We start from the raw sequence: 21781 nt of genomic DNA on the forward strand, positions 1-21781 counted from the left end.
TCGGTTAGACGCCGCTAATGGTCGATGCCTTCTGGGAGAGGACACCGCACACGACTTCTAACGCTTGATCCAAATCTTCTTGCGGTATCGTTAACGCCGGCACCAAACGAATCACGTTAGGTCCTGCTGGAATGACCAACACGCCTTGTTTGTGGATTTCGCTGATGATTTCGGCACTTGGCTGTGCACATTCAATACCAATGAGAAGTCCAATACCACGGATGCTTTTGACCAACGGATTACCCGCTAGCTTGCTCTCCAACGTCTTCACCGTATACGCGCCTAAATCTGCTGCACGCTCCGACAACTGATTGTCGATAATCGTACTTAATGTTGCATGAGCCGCTGCGGTAGCAATCGGTGTGCCACCGAACGTGGAACCGTGACTGCCTGCGCTGAACGCTTCCGCCAAGTGCCCTTTAGCTAGCATCGCACCAATCGGGAATCCACCGCCAAGACCTTTGGCCAATGTGAAAATATCCGGTTCAACGCCATAATGCTCATAGGCAAAAAGCTTACCTGTACGTCCTACCCCCGTCTGGATTTCATCCGCGATCAGAAGTAGATTATGTTCCTTACAAAGCTCAGCAAGCTGCTTCACAAATGTCGGATCCGCCGGCAACACGCCGCCTTCACCTTGTACGAACTCAAGCATAACCGCACACGTACGGTCGTTCACAAGGTTGCGAACAGACTCGATATCGTTATAATCGGCATACACAAAGCCTTCTGGAAGCGGAAGGAAGCCTTCCTTTACTTTGTCCTGTCCCGTCGCTGTTAATGTAGCTATCGTACGCCCATGGAAGGACATGTTGAACGTGATGATCTCGTACTTGCCGTTGTTCAGCACTTTTTGGGAGTAGCGACGCGCGATTTTGATCGCAGCCTCGTTCGCTTCCGCTCCTGTGGAACAGAAAAACACAGCATCCACACAACTGTTGTCCGTCAATAAACCAGCCAATTTTTCCTGATTCGGAATATGAAATAAATTACCCACATGCCAAAGCTGATCCAGCTGCTCGATCAATTTCTCCTTCACGCCTTGCGGTGCATGCCCAAGAGCGGCAACGGCAATCCCGCTCATCATGTCGATGTATTCCTTCCCTGTGTCATCCCACAGTCGGCTGCCTTCACCTTTCACTAGCGTAATCGGATATCTGGCGTACGTTGGAAATAACGAGCTTTTCCCTTGTTCTGTCATGTACATTCCCTCCTTATGGGGTTATTAAAATTACCGCACAATGCGCGTGCCGATACCTTCGCCCTTCAAAACTTTGCTAAGTACGTTCGGTTCCGAACCGTTCACGATAACCACTTCTTGCACTTGCCCTTGTATACAAGCAATCGCTGCACGAACCTTCGGGATCATGCCGCCATAGATGTCGCCACTTGTGATCATCTCTTCAATTTGCGCTACGCTGACGACAGGAAGCACTTGCTTCTCGCCATCCACGACTTTCATAATGCCGGGAACATCGGTCACAACAACCATTTGTTCCACGCCAAGGTGAGAAGCGACAGCACCAGCCGCCGTATCGGCGTTAATGTTGTAACGTTGTCCGCCATTTGCCCCCAGACCAACTGGTGCGATAACTGGAATATACCCCATGCCTACGATGCCTTGAATCAGCTCAGCATTCACCCTAGTCACATCGCCTACAAGACCAACTTCATGGCTGTTGGCTACCGGCTTCGCTTCGATCAAATGTCCATCCACACCGGACAAACCGAGCGCCTTCGCGCCCGTCAATTGAATACGGCGTACGATTTCTTTGTTAATCTGGCCTGACAGCACCATTTCCACTACGTCCAGTACCGCTTCAGAAGTTACCCGGAGACCGTTCACAAAGCCAGACTCGATGCCAAGCTTGCCTAACGTATCCGAAATGGCAGGACCGCCGCCATGTACGATGACTGTAACGATTCCTTCTTCCTGAAGCTGACGCATGTCTTCAAAAAAACTAGTTGGCAGCGCCGCAAGCGTGCTACCTCCGCATTTCATTACAAAGCAATTGTTCTTCACTGCTCTTTTTCCTCCTTACGTCCGATACGCCGCATTAATGCGGACATAATCATAGGTCAAGTCGCAGCCCCAGCCCGTTGCTTTGCCTTCGCCCATATGTAAATTCACATGAATTTGAATCGTATCTGTTTTCAAATAAACCAATGCCGCTTCCTCGTCGAACTTCACAGGACGCGATTGCTCCAAAACTGCGATATCGCCTAAACGAATATCGACCGTGTTCACGTTCACCGGCTGACCCGAGTAACCTACAGCCGCAATGATCCGGCCCCAGTTCGCATCAGCGCCATATACGGCGGACTTCACGAGGCTCGATCCGATGATCGACTTCACGATCTTACGAGCCGCATCGTCGCTCTCTGCGCCGATAACCGTCGTCTCGATCAGCTTCGTCGCGCCTTCGCCATCACGTGCAATCGCTTTGGCCAGGTATTCGCCAACGTATTGGAACCCTGCCGCGAAAGCTTCCCAATCCGGGTGACCCGGATGTAAGGAGTCGCCGCCGGCTAGCCCGCTTGCCATCACCACGACCATGTCGTTGGTGCTTGTATCTCCGTCAACGGTGATCATGTTGAACGTGTTATCTGTAATCCTGCTTAGCAACAGCTGCAGGTATTCGCTCTCAATCGCGACGTCGGTTGTCATGAAACCGAGCATCGTCGCCATGTTCGGGTGAATCATCCCCGAACCCTTAGCCGCACCGGCAATGTGAACCTCTTTGCCGCCAACAACAACACGGACGCACGTCATCTTCTGCACGAGATCCGTCGTCAGGATCGACTGGCAGAAGTCTTCGCCGCCGTCTAGCTTCAGCTTCGCCGGCAGCTGCTCGATGCCGCTTAGCACTTTGCCCATCGGCAGAAGCTCGCCGATCACGCCCGTGCTCGTCACGCCGACGTGGTGCTCCGCCACGCCAAGTGCCTTCGCACTTGCCGCGCGCATGGAGCGAGCGTCGTCTTCGCCTTGCTGACCGGTACACGCGTTAGCGTTACCGCTGTTCACGATCATCGCCTGCAGCTTGCCGCTGTGGGCGATGCTTTCTTGCGTCACGCGCAGCGGTGCCGCTTGGAACGCGTTCAGCGTGTACACGCCTGCCGCTGATGCAGGTACATCACAGAGGATCGCGCCAAGATCATAGCGCTCCGTCTTCTTCAATCCGCAGTGCAGGCCGCCTGCACGAAAGCCTTTCGGTGTTGTTACAGTGCCCTCTGGCACGACAGTGAAGCTAACTTGGTCCGACATGGTCGTCTACTCACCTATCCTCATCTTCTAGTTATGGATATACCGGTGCGAACAACAACCCTGTCGTTTCGTCCCAGCCTTGCATAATATTTAAATTCTGAATCGCTTGACCTGCGGCGCCCTTAACCACATTGTCGATAACCGACACGATCGTTACACGCCCTGTACGCTCATCCACAGCGAAGCCAATATCACAGTAGTTGGAGCCCATAACTTCCTTCGTTGAAGGATACTTCCCAAGTGGGCGAATTCTTACGAATTTGCGGCCTTCATAGTACTGACGATATTTTTCGATAAACTCTTCAGCTGTATGTTCACCTGTTAACGTGGCATACATCGTCGCCATAATCCCCCGTGTCATTGGCACAAGGTGCGTCGTGAACGTCGTCACAACCGGTTTCCCTGCAATGCGGCTCAACGCTTGCTCAATTTCCGGGATGTGTTGGTGCTTATTTATTTTGTAAGCCGATAAATTCTCATTCACTTCGGAGTAGTGTGCGCCCAAGCTCAAACCTCGACCCGCACCCGATACACCGGATTTCGCATCAATGATAATCGTGGACGGATCAATCCATCCCGCTTCAACCGCAGGAATAAGTCCTAATAGCGTCGCTGTTGGGTAACAGCCAGGGTTCGCGATCAGATCACTGCCCTTCACTTCGTCCCCGAATACTTCGGATAGACCGTAAATCGAACGGGCCAATGCTTCTTCAGAAGCGGCCGGTTTTTTGTACCATTTTTCATAGTCGCTAGCGGACTTCAGTCTCAAATCCCCCGAAATATCAATCACCTTCAGGCCTGCCTCGACCAGTTTAGGCGAAAGCCCCGCGCTCACACCTGCCGGAGTAGCTAGAAACACAACGTCTGCTTTACCAGCGATCAAATCAACATCAAGGACATCAAGAATATCCACAACTACTTCCTGCAAATGTGGAAAATGCTCCGCCAACGGCGCTCCTGCATTCGAAGTCGAAATAACGGATGTAATATGTACAAGTGGATGCGCCTGTAAAAGACGAATCAATTCCGCACCACCATACCCTGTTGCTCCAATAATAGCCGCTCTAATGCTCTGACTCATTCCCATGACCTCCCGATGTTCCGAAAATATATGTATTATTATACATTCGTATACATAATAATTCAATGAATTTTTTTGCGCTCTGGCTTTGGCCGAAAATGCTGTTCAGCAAGGTATTTCAAGGCTTTTATCCGGTAAAATCGAATTGAATTTAGTTAACTGAATAGTCTGACTATATCGATTTATATACACATTATGCATCAATTTTCGCAAGTCGTGCATAAAATTAATCGCAATCACCGCCATCGCTTCTTCCGTTATCCATTCGCCCAGCCTTACTCATTATCCCAAAGACTATAGTCGAAAGGCAAATTATGTTAGTTGCCCTTGAGTTATGCACATTTGTACACAGGCATTGTGTATAAGTCAGGGGATTACGCACAATTTGCCAACAAGTTATCCACAAAAAAGACCATCAGGCATATTTCTCCTGACGGCCCTCCACTATGCGTGGCGCTTAAACCCTTCTCCCAACACTTCATTCGTTTCACTTAAAATAACAAAAGCCTGTGGATCCACGGATTGCACCAGTGTTTTTAACCGACTGACTTCATTCTGTTTCACAACCACCATCATGACCGTCCGCGATTCGCCCGTAAATCCACCCGATCCGCTAAGTTCGGTTAACCCGCGATCCAAATCGTACAAAATAGCCTTCCGTATGGCATCCGTATGATCCGAAATAATAAAGGCCACTTTGGCATAGTTAAAGCCGAGCTGCACGATATCAATCGTTTTGGTCGTAACGAATAAGCCGATCATCCCATACAGCGCATTCTCTGGCGTAAACACTAGGGCGGAGCTGATAATAACGAGTCCATCGAATATGGCAACCGAAAAGCCGAGGCTTAAGCCGGAGTACTTATGTAATAATTGTGCTGCCAACCCCAGTCCACCCGTGGAGCCACGCCCTTTAAAGACGATCCCCAGACCCAAACCCACGCCGATGCCTCCATATACAGCAGCTAGTAATGGATTATGCGTCGGCACGCCTAAGTGGGTCGTGACGAGTACGCAGAATGGGAAAATAACCGATCCTACAATGGCTTTAATGCCGAATTTCCTCCCTAGCAGCCACAGCGCTAACAGTAAAATCGGGATATTAAGCGCCCACTGTGTGTACGCCGGGTTTATTTGGGTGACTTTCTGCAAAATGGTCGAAATCCCCGAGACCCCGCCTGTCGCGATTTGGTTCGGGTTCAGAAAGCTGTTGAAACTCGCTGCCATGATCAACGAACCAACGATCAGTAATATATATTCAAAAACGGTATGCGTGGGACTTCCCATTGTAATTCGTGGTTCTCTTCTGGACACCCGTGGTCCTCCTTTGTTCGTTTACATGAAAAATCCTACACCCATTAGGTGTAGGATCAACGTTTATGACGTGAACCATGCACAGCCCGGCAAAACAGCTTGCTTGGCTTGTGGCAGGCTTACTCTGGCTTCCGTATTTGATGACGCAGATACGCGTCAATGAAGGTATCCAGATCTCCATCCATGACGGCTCCAACATTGCCCGTCTCAGCGGAGGTTCTGTGGTCCTTCACCATGCTGTACGGATGAAAAACGTAGGAGCGAATTTGGCTGCCCCACGCAATATCCGACTGCTCGCCGCGAATCTCGGCAAGGTGCTTTAATTGCTCTTCGATCTTCCGCTCATAGAGCTTGGAGCGTAGCATCTTCATCGCTTTCTCGCGGTTCTTGATCTGCGAGCGCTCTTGCTGACAGCTCACCACGACGCCAGTCGGAATGTGCGTAATCCGCACAGCCGAGTCCGTGGTGTTGATATGTTGACCGCCGGCGCCGCTTGCGCGGTACGTATCGATCTTGAGATCCTCGGAGCGGATCTCACCCACGTCGGTGTCGTCTTCGATCTCTGGCATCACGTCACACGATGCGAACGAGGTATGACGACGGCCAGAGGCGTCGAACGGCGAGATCCGGACGAGCCGGTGCACGCCCTTTTCTGCCTTCAAGTAGCCGTAGGCGTTGAAGCCTGTGATCTGCAGCGTGACACTCTTCACGCCAGCTTCGTCGCCGGGCAAATAGTCGAGTACCTCGACTTTGTATCCCCGCTTCTCCGCCCAGCGGCGGTACATCCGCAGCAGCATCTCTGCCCAATCCTGCGACTCGGTACCGCCGGCGCCTGGATGCAGCTCTAGAATCGCATTCAGCCGGTCGTACGGCTGATTGAGCAGCAAACCAAGCTCGAAAGATTCGAGCTTCTTGACGAGCGCCGCGATGCCGGTTTCGATGTCTTTGACAAGACCCGCATCGCTCTCTTCTTCTTCGAGTTCAACCATAACTTGAATATCCTCGAACGCGTTCGTGAAGCCTTGGAACTCATCCACGACACTCTTGATCACGTTGAGCTCAGCGATCGTCTTCTGGGCACGTTCATTATCGTCCCAGAAGTCTGGCGCGCCCATTTTTTCCTCAAAATCTCCGATGGCTTCTAGCTTATGATCTAAGTCAAAGAGACCCCCGTAATTCGGTTAGTCGCTTCGCTGTTTCTCTTAAGTCTTGTTTTACTTCTGGTTCTAGCATGTCGTACACCTCGTTTATTCTGCTTGCATGTACCTAGACAAGTTGTTTAGTTGCTTACATGCCTTGCCCGTGGCACTGCTTGAACTTCTTACCGCTGCCGCATGGGCACGGGTCGTTGCGTCCAATACGCTGCTCTTCACCGCGTACTAGCGGTTTTTTGCCGCCGGCTTCATTCTTCGTATCAACAGCCTGACCTTCTGCTACCGCTTGGCGCTCCAGGTTGCTCTGTACGTGTGCTTTCATAATGTACATCGCGACTTCTTCACGAATGTTGTCGATCATCTCTTGGAACATCTCAAAGCCTTCAAATTGGTACTCACGAAGTGGATCTGTACCGCCGTATGCACGTAAGTGAATACCTTGGCGCAGCTGATCCATCGCATCGATGTGATCCATCCATTTGCTATCTACTGCACGAAGCGCTACGACTTTTTCAAATTCACGCATGAATTCTGCGCCAATTTCCGTTTCACGCTCATCATACCGTTTGCTCACAAGATCTTTGATCAGCTCGATGATCTCATCTTGCTCTTTACCCCAAATGGTTTGATCTGTAATTTGTGCATCGTCGTGCAGCAAGTTGTTATTCACAAAGTTCGCAACTTCTGTCAGTTCCCACTCTTCTGGGATTTGCTCCTCCGGACAGTGTGCTTTCACGATGCGCTCGATGACGGAACCGATCATCCCCTCGATGACTTCGCGGATATTTTCGGACTCCAGCAGCTCGCGGCGCTGTTTATATATAATCTCACGTTGTTGATTCATGACATCGTCATATTGAAGGACGACTTTACGTACGTCGAAGTTGTTACCCTCAACGCGCTTTTGCGCGGATTCCACGGCACGGGAGATCAATTTGCTCTCAATTGGTTGATCTTCTTCCATTCCGAGACGATCCATCATCGCCATAATATTTTCAGCGCCGAATCGTTTCATCAACTCATCTTCAAGAGAAAGGTAGAATTGAGAGGAACCAGGGTCACCTTGACGTCCTGCGCGTCCACGCAGCTGATTATCAATCCGTCTGCTCTCGTGACGTTCCGTACCTATGATATGCAAACCGCCAGCATCATGTACGCCTTGACCAAGCACAATGTCAGTACCACGACCCGCCATGTTCGTTGCAATCGTAACGGAACCTGGTTGACCTGCACGTGAAACGATTTCAGCTTCTTCCGCATGATACTTTGCATTCAATACTTTATGTTGAACGCCTTTCTTCTTCAGCATTTCGGAAAGCTTCTCCGAGTTCTCAATGGATACCGTACCCACAAGCACTGGCTGATTCAGCTTATGACGCTCTAGAATTTGCTCAACAACAGCTCTGAACTTACCGTTCTCTGACTTATACACCACGTCCGGTAGATCCTTACGAATCATTGGACGGTTCGTCGGAACGATAATAACTTCAAGGCCGTAAATTTTCTTCAACTCTTCTTCTTCCGTCTTCGCCGTTCCCGTCATTCCCGCTAGCTTGCGGTACATACGGAAATAGTTCTGGAACGTAATCGTAGCGAGTGTCATGCTCTCATTCTGAACTTTCAGCTGCTCTTTCGCCTCAATGGCTTGGTGCAACCCATCACTATAGCGACGGCCAGTCATGATACGGCCTGTAAATTCATCAACGATCATAACTTCTTCTTCTTGAACAACGTAGTCCACGTCACGTTTCATAATGAAACGAGCTTTGAGCGCTTGTGTGATGTGGTGGTTGATGTTTACGTTTTGATGATCAAATAAGTTCTCAATACCGAAAGCTCGTTCACCTTTCGCCACGCCTTCTTCCGTTAACGCGACAGCACGCACTTTGATATCGATCGTGTAGTCTTCTTCTTCTTTCAGCGTCGATACAAAACGGTCCGCCGTAAAGTACATATCTGTTGATTTCGCAGCTTGTCCAGAAATAATCAATGGCGTTCTCGCTTCATCGACTAGAATGGAATCCACCTCATCGATAACCGCATAGTACAGCGGACGTTGAACCATCTGCTCTTTGTACAGCACCATGTTGTCACGCAGGTAGTCAAACCCGTATTCGTTATTCGTACCATACGTAATATCACAAGCATAAGCGGCTTGCTTCTCTTCATGAGACAAGTCATGCAAGTTAACCCCAACGGTTAAGCCGAGGAACTCGTAAATTTGACCCATTTCGCCGCTATCCCGCTGTGCCAAATAGTCATTGACGGTAACAACGTGTACGCCTTTACCAAGCAAAGCATTCAAGTAAACAGGAAGTGTTCCAACTAACGTTTTCCCTTCCCCTGTTCTCATCTCTGCGATACGGCCTTCGTGCAGTACCATACCCCCGATAAGTTGAACGTCATAATGGCGTTTTCCTAATACACGGATACCTGCTTCTCTGACTACTGCAAATGCTTCAGGCAATAAATCATCGATTTCTTCGCCCTTCTCAAGACGTTCTCTGAACTCGATTGTTTTCCCTTTTAACTGTTCATCGGACAGCGGTTTAATGCTGGCTTCAAGCTCGTTGATGTAGTCAACGGCCTTGAGCATCCGTTTAATCTCCCGTTCATTGGAATCACCAAAAATTTTCTTCACTAGTCCTAGCATCGGTGAACCCCTTTCCATTGCGTTCGTATCCTTAAATTGTACCACTTATGACAGTCCTGTCGCAACAAACGAGCATTCTCTTCCTTCTAAAACCTATAGAAATAGGACTTAAAAACCATGCTTTTCGTATTTCTTAGTATGAAATGGAGATGCCGCTAACATGCATAGCAAAAATTATGACTTCATCGCTAAAGGAAAGAGCTTAATCCGATGATATCGAATTAAGCTCTTTTGATCATTTTGTATAGGAATGTTGATTGAATGTATTAGGCCATTTATTTATGCATTACATCGCCGGTTCGATTAAACCGTACTTACCGTCGTCTCGTTTGTAGACCACATTGACTGTGTCTGTCTCCATGTTCGAGAATACAAAGAAGTTGTGACCCACCATATTCATTTGGAGAATCGCTTCTTCCACGTCCATCGGCTTCAAATTGAAGCGTTTGTTACGCACGAGTTCGAAGTCCTCTTCTTCTTCCATATAGGAAGCCGCCGCGACTTCTACCTTGAACAAATCACGTTTGCCACCATCTTGGCGAATTTTACGATTCGTCTTGGTCTTGTGCTTACGAATTTGACGCTCTAATTTGTCCACAACCAGATCAATAGATGCGTACATGTCAGTGTTGCGTTCTTCAGCTCGCAGCAGCACGCCTGTTAATGGGATGCTTACTTCGATGGCCTGAAGACCTTTAACCACGCTTAGCTTTACTTGTACATCGGATGTAAGGGGAGCTTCAAAATACCTCTCTAGTCTATTCAACTTCTTGTCGACATAGTCTCCGAGGGCTTCAGTAACTTCAAGGTGTTCTCCGCGAATGCTAATTTCCATAGTTAAACATCTCCCTTCCTTCTTACATTATACTACATTCCACTCCAACTTCATAATTCCTTTAAATTCCGAGCTAAACTTTCTAGGCAAAATATAAAAAACACCCCAGAGTATGTCCCCAGGGTGATCTTGTTCATCGTTGTATGCGATGGCACAATACGTGCCGATTAATTATAGTCTGCTTACGTTTGCAGCTTGTGGTCCGCGCGCGCCTTCTACGATGTCAAACTCAACAGCTTGACCTTCGTCTAGCGTTTTGAACCCTTCGGACTGAATCGCGGAGAAATGAACGAATACATCCCCACCATCTTCGCGCTCAATGAACCCATAGCCTTTTTCTGCGTTAAACCATTTCACTTTACCTTGCATATCGTACACAATCCTTTCGTTTTAAAAAATATAAATGATAAGAGCGAGAAATGAAAACCCTTACATTTTGACTATACCACCTACCTGCTTGACCTGTCAATTTCTAACTTTTAATAAAATAGAATATTTAGAAAATTCAAGTATTTACATCCCGTGGATAACTGCAGAATTTGTAGAATCCTGTCACGACGGGCTTCTTTACATGTTATTAACAAAGTTATTAACAGGTTTATGCACATTATCCACAGGTGGAATGGTGGGAATTATGGATAACTCGTGGTGAGTTCATCGATTTATTCACATATAGGGCCTTTATAAAATGGATTGTCCACATTTCATCACAAAATGGACTGGATAACATAAAAACCTCTTGCCGCGGCAAGAGGTTTTCTGTATCTTTATTTTTTTCGATCAAAAAAATAGCTTTCAACGTCATAATTGTTATCGTAGGCATTTCGTTGCGTCTTGCCATTGTCAATCTTAGCCAATTGGACACTGGCTTCATCACGAAATTGTCTAAGCTTCTTCACAAAAATAGGATCTAAACTTAGGACCGCTTGAATACGAGCTTTATATCTGCCCATTTCACTCTTTGCAGTTACTTCCGTAACTTTAAGGAGAGCCTGCATGATAGTCCCCCGCCGCTCCATATATTCAGAAAGACGCTCCACATCCATCGTAATAAGCTCAGCAAGAGCCTGTTGCGTTTGTTGTTCTAGCTCTGTGACTAGCTTATCCATGCAAGGCTCCAGTAGATGCTGCACTAGCTGTGCTTCCTTTAATTTGCAAAGCAGCTTGCATCCACGTTTCTTTCAACTGCATCAAAAAACCTAATACTTCTTCGGCCGGCTCTATTGATTTTTTCATGTTTGCTTCAATTAAACGATGATTGAAGTACTCATATAATCGCAACAACTCCACGGCAATTGGAGCATTACGATCTATCGTGATGGAGAATTCGCTAATAATATCCTGTACCCTGACTAGGTTGGTGTTAGCGTCTTGGTAGTTGGTATTTTTCAAAGCCTCAATACCCGCACGGCAAAAACGAATAGCTCCATCACAAAGCATAATTAACAATTGCGCTGGGCTTGCTGTTTGAACAGTGTTCTCCAAGTATTTATTACGTTGGGCTTGAATCATCGATATTTCCCCCTAGTTTAAAGTAGGACTCTTACTAGCCCATTTGCTGTGTTAGTTGTGCACTTTGTGCTGACATTTGATTCATGTACTTTTCCATAGCTGTGAATTGAGTGTAGTAACGGGTTTGCAAATCCTCTAATTTGATAGTCAAATTATCAATTCTTGTATTAAGCTCTTTTGTTGTTTTTCCTAATGTATAGCTGGTATCCACACTGTTCGTTATACCAGCTCTTGCTGTAATTTTACCTATTAATGATGTAGCAAGGTTATTTAAACGAGTGGCTACACCATCACCACTGGTAGATTCTTTCAACTTGTCGTCCGATATAAACAAAGCCATAACTTGATCCGGATTCTCGGCAATAGCTTTCTTAAGCTTATTATCGTCGATAAATATTTTCCCGTTTTCTAAATAACTGCCAGAGATTGTTCCACCAATTGCAACACTTGTTGATATACCTATTTCTGAAAGACTTTTGGCACTGCCTGAAGGCAAACCTGTTACAGGGCTTGAAAAACTACTTCTAAGACTTGTTAACGCTTGACTAAGTATCCCATCTCCACGCAACATTCCGCTCTTGGCTTTAGTTTCCCAAGCTGTAATTTGATCGTCTTTCATACTCTCACGTTGATCATCTGTCAGTGGTGTATAATCCCTATACTTCTTTTCAGTGACCTTTGAATTGACGGTATCAATAAGCTCGTTATACTTGTCAATGAAATTTTTAATGTTAGTGTAAATAGAATCGGTATCACCGACCACGTTAAAGTCTACAGCCGACGTTGTCGTTTTCTTCGCAGTAAAATTTAATCCATTTATGGTGAAGGAGTTTGTATCGTATTTGGCTATTGCCCCATTAAACTTAACTTCAGCTTGAGTTCCTGTATTCTTTAACTGATTAAAGGTCGCTGCTGTAGCCGTGCTGTTCATCTTAAATTGCGGCATTACATTTGCCAAGCTATCCTTTTCATCAGTTACGGCAATCGGATCCGATGTTGGATTAGTAAAAGAAATATTATGATTATTATCTAGATATGCAGATACACCTAACTTACCTACTGCCGAACTATTAATAGCATCGATCACATTAGCAATTGTGGTTGTCTTATCAATACTTATATCAACGGATGCTGATCCAACTTTCACTCTTAATTGTTTCGTTGTCGTTAAACTTTTATCAATTAATGTTGAAACCGGCACTTCCAGGTTAGGAGCAGGTGTAGTTAGTTTGCTATTTACATTCATGATATCATCATTTTGGTCTGATAACGTAGCGGTGACTGGATTGTTGCTAGCATCTTTAAATTTTAAATTATTATTACTATCCAAGTATGCCGTTGCAGTTGTTGATATTTCAGACTTGTTAATCTCCGAAATTAACTTGTCATAGGTAGTATCCTTATCAATCGTGAAATCAGCTGTTGTACTACCAATCATTACGCGTAATGTCTGAGTTGTCTTTAGAGAGCTATCAATTTGTAGAGATCCTACAAAATTATTTGTCCCTGAAATTATAGTACCAGCTTGGGGTGCACCACCTGAAATCTTCAGCACATCAGTTAGTAAGTCAGCCGTATTACCAGTTGCGCTCTTACTGCTTAGGTTTACTTGACCTGCTTTACCTGTTGAGGTAGATGTGAAAAAGAGCTTATCGATGGTCGCATCATAGCTTACATTAACGCCAGTAATACTAGCTTTACTATTAATTGAGGAAACAAGGCTACCTATTGTATCAGTAGGTTTCACCTCAATAGTGGTAGTCCCCTTGGAACCACCTATAGATAGAAGCGTGTTATTTACAAAAGTCTTAGCCGGAATATTCGCTCCTGCTATATCAGATATTTTGGTGTCTGCTCCCTTTACTGTAGCACCTAGAAGACCGGATGTTGCTGTCGCAGCTGTAGCCAACTTGTCTACTTGAAGCGAGTAGTTTCCAGGTGTTGCTGTTGAAGTTCCAGTTACACTTACACTGCTCTCATCAGTAGATGTAGCCTTTTTTGATTGATAAGATGTCTGGAGCTTCATATTAAACGCTAAATCACGAAAGGCCATAATTTTAGAATTAATAGAACGATAATCATCACGTTGCCATTCAATTGATTGTTTCTGCTGTTTTAATTTATTCTGTGGAATGCGAGCCGCCGCCATTAACTTCTTTACTGTATCATCAATATCAATACCCGAATTTGAGAAACCACTCAACCTTAATACCATATTATCCTACCTCTCATGCTGGAATACTATCTCTTATCTCTTCTCATCGACAAGAATCCCTGCCATTTTCCAGAGCTTAGCTACAAAATCCAAACTCTTTTCTGGCGGAATTTCACGAATCGTTTCACCTGTATCTTTATCTAACACTTTTACGGAGATTAACTTCGTTTTTTGGTGGATAGAAAACTCAAGAGAAGTTGTTCTTCCTTGCATTGCTTTGATGGCGTGCTCAATTGCTTTAACGACCTGCGCATCACTAATGGTGACACTCTCACCCTTTAGTTCTGCTTCCTTGAGATCCGAAGTATTCGTAAAGTTAGATGCAATGATTGCTGCTGCGTTACTCGTTCCGATCTCATCCACTTTATGAACTTTTACTGGTTCAGGAGAAGGTCTGCTATCTCCTGGATTTCCATAACCACTTACAGGGTTATTAATACTCATAGAAACAACCTCCAGTCGAAGATATACATATATCTTATATATCGGATGGAGGAGTTTAAGATATTAGTGGATTCACAGAGTATTTGGTTATTTTTTATTTATAAGCTTGATAAACCTTCAAAACTGCCGAAATAACATCCTGAATATCTTGATCTGCCATCTTAGGAAATAAGGGAAGCGTAATTGCTTCTTCATAATACTTTTCTGCTTGCGTACATTGACCTATTTGATACCCTAGTTTTTGGTAATAGGGCTGATTATACACCGGAATATAATGGACGTTAACACCTATATTTTCTGCTTTCAATGCTTCGAAGACTTCTTTTCTACTTTTTTTCAAGTACCCATTTACAAATCTCAAAATATATAAATGCCAGCTCGAGTTTGATTTGTAATGCTGAAAGGGTGTAATTATTCCTTCTACATGTTCAAAAGCGTTCTGGTACGTTGCTACAATTTCTCTTCTTCGTTCAACAAATGAAGTTAGCTTACGCATCTGTGAAAGACCCAAAGCTGCCTGAATATCCGTAATTCTGTAGTTATATCCAAGCTCTTGCATTTCGTAATACCATGGGCCATCATTCTGAAGTAACTTTGAAGGATCTTTCGTCATCCCATGACTCCTAAAAAGCTGTAACTTGTCGAAGTAATCCTTAGAATTTGTAGTGATAATGCCTCCTTCACCCGATGTTATATGCTTAACTGGATGGAAACTAAACATCGTCATATTAGCCAAAGCGCCAACTTTACAACCATCATAATCAGCGCCCAAGGAATGTGCAGCATCTTCTATAACCACTAATCCATGATCTTCCGCGATACGAATAATTTCATCCATTTCTGCAGGCTGACCTGAGAAATCAACAGCAATAATTGCTTTTGTATGGGGTGTAATTTTAGCCCTGATTTCGTTAGGATCAATATTGTATGTATCTGATTTGATATCAGCAAATACCGGGATTCCCCCTTGGTATAGTACACTGTTACTACTTGCCAAAAAAGTAATAGGCGAAGTAATAACTTCATCCCCAGCCGTGATATCGGCTGCAAAACACGCCGCATGTAATGCCGCGGTACCATTACAAAATGCGACAGCATATTTCGCACCAACATAATTTGCCACAGCTTGCTCAAACTCCGCAATTATCGGTCCTTGCGTAATATAATTACTTTCAAGTGTTGTAATAACCGCAGATATATCAGCTCCATCAATCCACTGCTGTCCATACGGAAGCAAGGACTTCCTAACAGGATTCCCACCTTCAATAGCAAGCTTCATTTTTTTAAGCCTCCAGTATAGTAAACAAGCTACCTGTTAGATAAGGTAGCCTGTTTGAATCCATTCTTCTGTACGTGAAATTCCTTCTTCCAAAGTAACCTTAGGTTCCCATCCAAGAAGTTCCTTTGCTTTTGAATAATTACATAATAGTTTCTGTATTTCACTTTGCGGATGAATATGGGGGACATGTTTAATTCGGGAAACATCTCCTACCACAAGCTTGGCTAAATCATTAACAGATATGTCGCGTCCTAATCCAGCATTTACAATATGACCATTGACACGATCCGAATAACCCGCTTCTACAACAAAGCGAGCACAATCATCCACATACAATAAATCCCGAGTTTGCGTACCTTCTCCATAAATATTCAAATCTTTGCCTGCCAATTTATTATTGATAAAGATCGCTACTACGCCGCCTTCACCGCCAGTCTTTTGAAACGGACCGTATGTATTAAAAGGACGAATAACGACGACAGGTAAATTGTATGCGTAGTAATACGAGAGTACCATATTCTCAGCTGCGATTTTGGAACCTGCGTATGGGGAAGCAGGCTTAGTTGGATGCAGCTCCGTAATTCCTTCTTCATCCGTACAACGATCATAAACCATGCATGTGCTCATAAATACCACTTTGACTTGATGCTTGCGGCACTGTTCCATGATATTGAACGTTCCAACCGTATCGTTATTGAACGTCGTTCTCGGATCATCTATGGAGTCCTGCACATTGATAGAAGCTCCAAGGTGATAACAAATATCGAATTTATTCGCAGTGAATAATGCTTCTAACAGCGATTCATCTTTAATGTCACCCACAATGATCTCCTTCAACCCAAGGTGATGAAGGAACTCACTTAAATTTCCTTTACTACCGTTGGATAAGTCGTCCATAATCCAAACTGCATGTCCATCCTGAAGTAGACGCTTGGTTACCCAGCGGCCGATAAAACCCGCTCCGCCTGTTAATAATATGTTCACGAGAGGGTCAACTCCTTAGTTTAAAATGCTTTAATTAGTGGCGGTTCTTGCACGCCGAATTCACCGTCCAAGAAACGATCGACGATATCGTTGTCGAAGTGATTATAAACGAGCCTCAGGTGCTGCGGCTTCCAATCTACTCCGGTAAAGAGTTTGCCTGAGTTCTTCTGGGGCTGCCCGTTTATTTCCTTCCCATCTTGTAAAAGGATTAATATTTGTATCAAATCTTCTGCCACCTGAATAACAGCCCTGGAGGCTACGTCATGAATGCCATCTCCACGGACAAGCTCTGGAACAGAGTGATGTACAATCGGCCCTCCATCCAACTGAGCAGTCAGATGATGCACAGTCATGCCTGCAAAGTTTGGTTGTAAGAAATAGAATGGCCAGAACATCGTAATGTTACCTCGGTACCATGGCGAGAGTCCTCCGTGGATGTTCCATGCATATTTGGGAAGAATGTCGAGAATATTCTTGTTTATCTTATGGACACCGTACGACAGAACAACGTCAGGATTTTGCTTTTGAATCCATTCCTTTACCTTGTCGCTATTAAGTTCTTCCATCGTGACACGAAGGACTGGAATACCTCGGATTGAATCACTTTCTGGCGTGCTTAAGAAGCGCTCTTCTGATTCGCTGCGGTCCTTGAAATGACGAACGAAGTTATGATGATCTACTTCTTTTAATCCTGCATGGGGAGAAGGCACGAACTCTTCCCTCTCTTCAACTAATAGCCCGCTCAGTAAGTTGGCTTTATGTAACCTCCATGCAATATAAGAATGTCGTGTATGAGAACCAGTTAAGAAAATGACTTTCATTCGAACAACCCTCTTTTCTCAGTGAAAGGACCTTTAATGAGCTGTTTCTCCAATAAAATTTGCAGTACTGGTTCTAGCTCCAGGACGCTGCAGCCGCATTTATCAGCAATTTGAAGAAGACTGTGCTGCCCGTCCGCATAATTCAGCATAGTTAAAATGCGATTTAATTGGGTCCGATGATCAACCACTTGATTATTGGAATGTCCCCACAATCCAATGAAATTAAAATCCGGATACAACTCATGCTTATCCAACTTTACTTCTCCGTAGGGATTAAGATTAATATAATGACCCTGTAGCTCAAGCGAATGAAGAATCGTCTCAAGCTCATTCACACTCCGCTGCAAGGAGTCGATCCCCATGGCCTCTTTTGTGTCCATCGAATTATGGTAGCCGATATAACCGTCATGTAACACCCGTGTGATTTGCCCTACTGGCAAATTAAAGCCAGGGGAACCATACTGTCTTTCATCCGAGCCGTGTATAGGTGTAAAAGGTCTGGTTCTGCCGGGAATTTGATTATGAAACAAATGCTGTATGAGTACATCCAAGTCCGTGTTGCCGCGTCGTGTTCCTTTGAAACTTAGAGTAGCCTCGCCGCCTAAACAGGTCAGCACAAGACCCGCGTGTAGGTTCTCAAGCAAGTCTTTCCCATTCTGATGCAAATAAGCAACTGCTCCAATCGTTTCAGGCGCCAAAACAAATCGATAAGTAAACCGCCGTTTGGGCCAACTTTTGATCCGATTGTAAAGAAAGGCCGCAACAATAGGACCACTTAACTCATTATTTGCCATGGATGGATGACATATATAAGAACTAATTAGAACTTCTTCCGTGTTCTCTCCAGGAAGAACAAGATGCCCGTAATTTAACTCTCCGTGAACATGTTCACTATCTATATACACCTGATAGTTTCCAGGTTGCAGCCCTTCCAACTGTCTTTGCGAAAGACAAAAACCCCATCTTTCTTTGTAGTAGGAAGTTACATATGGAATAGCGTCAGGAAGATGAGGCAACGAATATAAATTGCTCTTTAATTCATCAAGCGTCATCGTTTGATCAACAGGAACGCTATAGTTTAATACGTGTAAGTTATTCTCTTTGAAATCCACAATTTTGTTGCCTTCGCTATCCTTAATCCAAGCATCACGAATTCGCCATTCCTTAGGAATTTGCCAATCGTACACAACCGTACCTGTAGAAACTGCTTCAACTTGCAGCGGAATGTATTCTTGTAGAATAGCTAAAGTTTCACGAACACCCGGCCCTGTAATACTTCGACAAATCGGAAATAACCGATCGAACAATTGATCCATTTGATTTCTTTCCAGATTTGTATCCAATTGATTTGTTAGAAGAACTTCCATCTTAGCCCTCCTTTTCTTCAAACTTGATCCCATGTGATTGGTGTTCCTTTAGGAATATCCTTAACAACTCTTCTTCCCAAAAACTTGTCCAGATACTTGGGGGGCATACCAGCGCCAGGTCGAATTGCTCTTACATTGTCTTTAGTTAAGATGTCACCTGCTGCAAGATCCTGAACAATGTATAAAGATCTTCGATGCTTCAAAGAGGGCTTCTCCGCTTGTGTCGGGCCATATGTTACTTTGCCTAGGCTTTGCCATACGCGCTCAGATTCAATGACTAAGGATTCAAACTCGTGAGGCTCCATTGAAAAAGCAGAGTCTACGCCTCCTTCGGCTCTCGACAATGTAAAATGCTTTTCAATGACCGTAGCGCCGAGCGCTACACTGCCTATACTCACGCCGACTCCCATCGTATGATCCGATATTCCGACGTGGCAGTCAAACAACTGCCGCAGATGAGGAATCGTCATCAAGTTCGTATTCTCGGGACTAGCCGGGTATGTGCTCGTACATTTTAACAGAACAAGGTCGTTACAACCGGCTTCTCGCACACATATTACGGTTTCATCGAGTTCCGCTATGGAAGCCATACCGGTTGAAATAATAACAGGCTTACCGGTTGCCGCGACTTTCCTAATGAGGGGCAGATCCGTATTCTCAAAAGAAGCAATTTTATAGCAAGGCACGTTCACACTCTCCAGGAAATCAACCGCGGTTTCATCAAAAGGCGTGCTGAATGCAAGCATACCAAGTTCCTGACAGCGCTTGAAGATAGGCTCATGCCACTCCCATGGTGTATATGCTTCTTGATAAAGCTTATACAGAGAGTTACCCTTCCATAGGCTGTTAGGATCCTCGATAAAAAAATCACCTTGATCAATATCAAGCGTCATTGTATCTGCCGTATAGGTCTGCAGTTTAACGGCATGCGCACCTGCTTTGGCTGCAGCCTCTACGATTGCTAGTGCTCTCTCCAAGGATTGGTTATGATTTCCTGACATCTCGGCGATGACGAACGGCGGAAATTCTTGACCAATCGAGCGGCTGCCAATCTTAAATGCTTTCATGATGAACCTCCCAATATCGCTGTTACCAATGGATGCCGACCACCGGCCGCATCCATTAAGTCATAACAAGCTTTTGATTTTCGCAAAACCATTTTCGGATCATGTAAGGCTTCTGTCAAAGTCTGAGCGATATGTGACGGCAGTACCTGTTCATACCATCCCAAATTCCAAATAGTATCCGTTGTTTCCAACGCCTGGACGGGTTCCCGTTGATTATCCGCAACTATGGTTACGATAGCGGGGAGACCTAGTATGCTGCGTTCCCACATAGCTGTACCCCCTGCACCTATAGCAAGATCGGCTTTGGCCATCAAATCAGCCATATAATCAATCTGGTAATGATACGTTATATTCGAAGCTTCTGAACATAGCTCACGTATTGCCTCTTTCTGAGGGTTTGCTGCACCCACTACGACATCCACAAGTAAATCAGTCAGTTGCAAGCTACCGATTGCTTGAAGCGTCTTAATCGTTTCCTCAGTCGGATCGCTGCCACCAAAAAAGACAAGAATTCGACGAATGCTTCCGTCCCGGGTACAAGAATCCATTTCCCGAGATTTTATAAATTCAGGGCGAAGCAGCGCATACTGAGGACCAAGTAACAGCTTACACGATTTGGAGACTAAGTCGAGATACCTTGATTCCATGTTAAGGTAATAATTTTGGTCGAGCAACACATCGCAATCATGCAGTCTATTCGCCAAGTCGTCGATAACCGCGATGTTACTCGCAGAAGCTCGAAGCTTCTTCTCCCATCTGGCATCGAGATGGTAATGATCCACGATGATCCAATCAGGATTAGTAACATATGTGTCAATGACAAGCATTGTTTCCCTTGCATCAGTTTCCCAATCAACCACTTTAAACAGCTTGTAAACAGCGAAATCCTCCGCTTCAGCAAGTTGCTGGAGTTCTACGGGTATATATCGACAAATAAAAGACGGAATTGTACCCTCCATCTTAAAATATTTGGCCAACGTCAAACAACGGATGAAATGTCCAATCCCCCATGCTGTGGAGGCATCCACCCGAAATATAATTTTGGGGTTCATTATTGCACCGGCTTCTGTTGAATATAGGAATTAATTGATGCTAACTCTGGATGCTCTTTGAGGAAAGTAACCATCTCTACAGCCGGTAACTTCTTATCTTCACCTAAATGCCTCACAATTGCTTGGCACAATTCGTAATCTTCTGGGGTATCCAATGTCATTCGAAGATCAGAGTTACTTGCATATGCAGAAGGGTAAAATGGCGTCAGCTGAAACTCGCTAGGAAATTCTTTAGCATAGTACGTAACATGCTCGCGATGTCTTACTTCTTTACCATTCATGTGCATGTATTCAAGAGCTTTAAATGAAACGACTTCAACAACTAATCCTCTGGTCAATTCTGATTCGCCTTGAATCGACAGCATATCCGATGGACACTTTTGCATAAGCTCTACCATTTGATTAGCCATATCATAATCCATAAATGGGCAATCACCCGTTACCCGGATCACGTAATCCGGTTTATAGGGCAGCGCACATTCATAATAGCGAGATAACACATCTTCTTCAGAGCCACGGAAAATAGGGACATGATTTTGTAAACACCAATTTTCAATGGCATCATCTTGCTGCTGCTTGGAAGTTGCAACAATCACTTCATGGATATGATTTATTTTTTGGCATCTGGAAACAACATAATCAAGGATAATGGATGAACCAAGTGGAAGCAGAACTTTACCCGGTAGACGTTCTGAGCCCATTCTTGCTTGGATAATCGCGAGTGTTTTCATTGTTGTC

Annotated in this window: 20 protein-coding genes; all 20 read right to left on the minus strand. The window is 45.0% G+C overall.

The genetic code is table 11. From position 1 onward, the window contains the following. Positions 1-4: 4 nt before the first annotated feature. The gene (gene argD / locus GC096_RS22090) at positions 5-1201 is read right to left on the minus strand and encodes an acetylornithine transaminase (RefSeq protein WP_171633250.1); all 1197 of its coding nucleotides are present in this window, start codon (positions 1199-1201) and stop codon (positions 5-7) included. A 30-nt stretch (positions 1202-1231) separates the two neighbouring features. Continuing rightward, on the minus strand, positions 1232-2002 hold the full coding sequence (gene argB / locus GC096_RS22095) for an acetylglutamate kinase (protein WP_171633424.1): 771 nt from the start codon (positions 2000-2002) through the stop codon (positions 1232-1234). A gap of 36 nt (positions 2003-2038) precedes the next feature. Then, positions 2039-3265, minus strand: coding sequence for a bifunctional glutamate N-acetyltransferase/amino-acid acetyltransferase ArgJ (gene argJ / locus GC096_RS22100; protein ID WP_171633251.1), 1227 nt, complete (start codon positions 3263-3265; stop codon positions 2039-2041). 31 nt (positions 3266-3296) lie between these two features. Next, on the minus strand, positions 3297-4346 hold the full coding sequence (gene argC, locus GC096_RS22105; protein WP_216626219.1) for an N-acetyl-gamma-glutamyl-phosphate reductase: 1050 nt from the start codon (positions 4344-4346) through the stop codon (positions 3297-3299). A 444-nt stretch (positions 4347-4790) separates the two neighbouring features. Further along, positions 4791-5633 (minus strand): YitT family protein, encoded by an 843-nt coding sequence (locus GC096_RS22110; RefSeq protein ID WP_171633428.1) that lies wholly within the window; start codon positions 5631-5633, stop codon positions 4791-4793. Positions 5634-5779: 146 nt separating this feature from the next. After that, positions 5780-6893 (minus strand): peptide chain release factor 2 gene (prfB, locus tag GC096_RS22115; RefSeq protein ID WP_171633253.1). Its coding sequence is split into 2 segments (ribosomal slippage): positions 5780-6820 and positions 6822-6893, totalling 1113 coding nucleotides; the frame shifts between segments, so codons are not numbered across the junction. Positions 6894-6947: 54 nt separating this feature from the next. Next, a complete protein-coding gene (secA, locus tag GC096_RS22120) occupies positions 6948-9467 on the minus strand; it encodes a preprotein translocase subunit SecA (RefSeq protein WP_171633254.1) in 2520 nt (839 codons plus the stop codon). 286 nt (positions 9468-9753) lie between these two features. Continuing rightward, complete coding sequence (gene hpf, locus GC096_RS22125; protein ID WP_056611526.1) at positions 9754-10302, minus strand: ribosome hibernation-promoting factor, HPF/YfiA family; 549 nt, start codon at positions 10300-10302, stop codon at positions 9754-9756. Between the two features lie 171 nt (positions 10303-10473). After that, positions 10474-10671, minus strand: a complete 198-nt coding sequence (locus GC096_RS22130) for a cold shock domain-containing protein (RefSeq protein WP_028556842.1) — start codon at positions 10669-10671, stop codon at positions 10474-10476. Between the two features lie 398 nt (positions 10672-11069). Beyond that, positions 11070-11411 (minus strand): flagellar protein FliT, encoded by a 342-nt coding sequence (gene fliT / locus GC096_RS22135; protein WP_171633256.1) that lies wholly within the window; start codon positions 11409-11411, stop codon positions 11070-11072. Further along, on the minus strand, positions 11404-11814 hold the full coding sequence (gene fliS / locus GC096_RS22140; RefSeq protein ID WP_171633257.1) for a flagellar export chaperone FliS: 411 nt from the start codon (positions 11812-11814) through the stop codon (positions 11404-11406). The genes fliT and fliS overlap by 8 nt, the downstream gene beginning before the upstream one ends. Positions 11815-11848: 34 nt before the next feature. Then, positions 11849-14029: a flagellar filament capping protein FliD gene (fliD, locus tag GC096_RS22145; protein ID WP_171633259.1), complete on the minus strand. Its 2181-nt coding sequence runs from the start codon at positions 14027-14029 to the stop codon at positions 11849-11851. A 33-nt stretch (positions 14030-14062) separates the two neighbouring features. Continuing rightward, on the minus strand, positions 14063-14467 hold the full coding sequence (locus GC096_RS22150) for a flagellar protein FlaG (protein ID WP_376769517.1): 405 nt from the start codon (positions 14465-14467) through the stop codon (positions 14063-14065). Positions 14468-14567: 100 nt separating this feature from the next. After that, the gene (gene pseC / locus GC096_RS22155; protein WP_171633263.1) at positions 14568-15752 is read right to left on the minus strand and encodes a UDP-4-amino-4,6-dideoxy-N-acetyl-beta-L-altrosamine transaminase; all 1185 of its coding nucleotides are present in this window, start codon (positions 15750-15752) and stop codon (positions 14568-14570) included. Positions 15753-15788: 36 nt separating this feature from the next. After that, a complete protein-coding gene (locus GC096_RS22160) occupies positions 15789-16736 on the minus strand; it encodes an NAD-dependent epimerase/dehydratase family protein (protein WP_171633265.1) in 948 nt (315 codons plus the stop codon). A 20-nt stretch (positions 16737-16756) separates the two neighbouring features. Continuing rightward, positions 16757-17557, minus strand: a complete 801-nt coding sequence (locus tag GC096_RS22165; protein WP_171633267.1) for a formyltransferase family protein — start codon at positions 17555-17557, stop codon at positions 16757-16759. Beyond that, a complete protein-coding gene (locus GC096_RS22170) occupies positions 17554-18924 on the minus strand; it encodes a DUF4910 domain-containing protein (RefSeq protein ID WP_216626220.1) in 1371 nt (456 codons plus the stop codon). Before GC096_RS22170 ends, GC096_RS22165 begins: the two co-directional genes overlap by 4 nt. Before the next feature lie 17 nt (positions 18925-18941). Further along, positions 18942-19991, minus strand: a complete 1050-nt coding sequence (pseI, locus tag GC096_RS22175) for a pseudaminic acid synthase (protein ID WP_171633269.1) — start codon at positions 19989-19991, stop codon at positions 18942-18944. After that, on the minus strand, positions 19988-21043 hold the full coding sequence (gene pseG, locus GC096_RS22180) for a UDP-2,4-diacetamido-2,4,6-trideoxy-beta-L-altropyranose hydrolase (protein WP_171633270.1): 1056 nt from the start codon (positions 21041-21043) through the stop codon (positions 19988-19990). Before pseG ends, pseI begins: the two co-directional genes overlap by 4 nt. Next, positions 21043-21774, minus strand: a complete 732-nt coding sequence (locus GC096_RS22185) for a cytidylyltransferase domain-containing protein (RefSeq protein WP_171633272.1) — start codon at positions 21772-21774, stop codon at positions 21043-21045. Before GC096_RS22185 ends, pseG begins: the two co-directional genes overlap by 1 nt. Between the last annotated feature and the right edge of the window lie 7 nt (positions 21775-21781).

It is taken from the genome of Paenibacillus plantarum, assembly GCF_013141695.1.
Classification (GTDB): domain Bacteria; phylum Bacillota; class Bacilli; order Paenibacillales; family NBRC-103111; genus Paenibacillus_E; species Paenibacillus_E plantarum.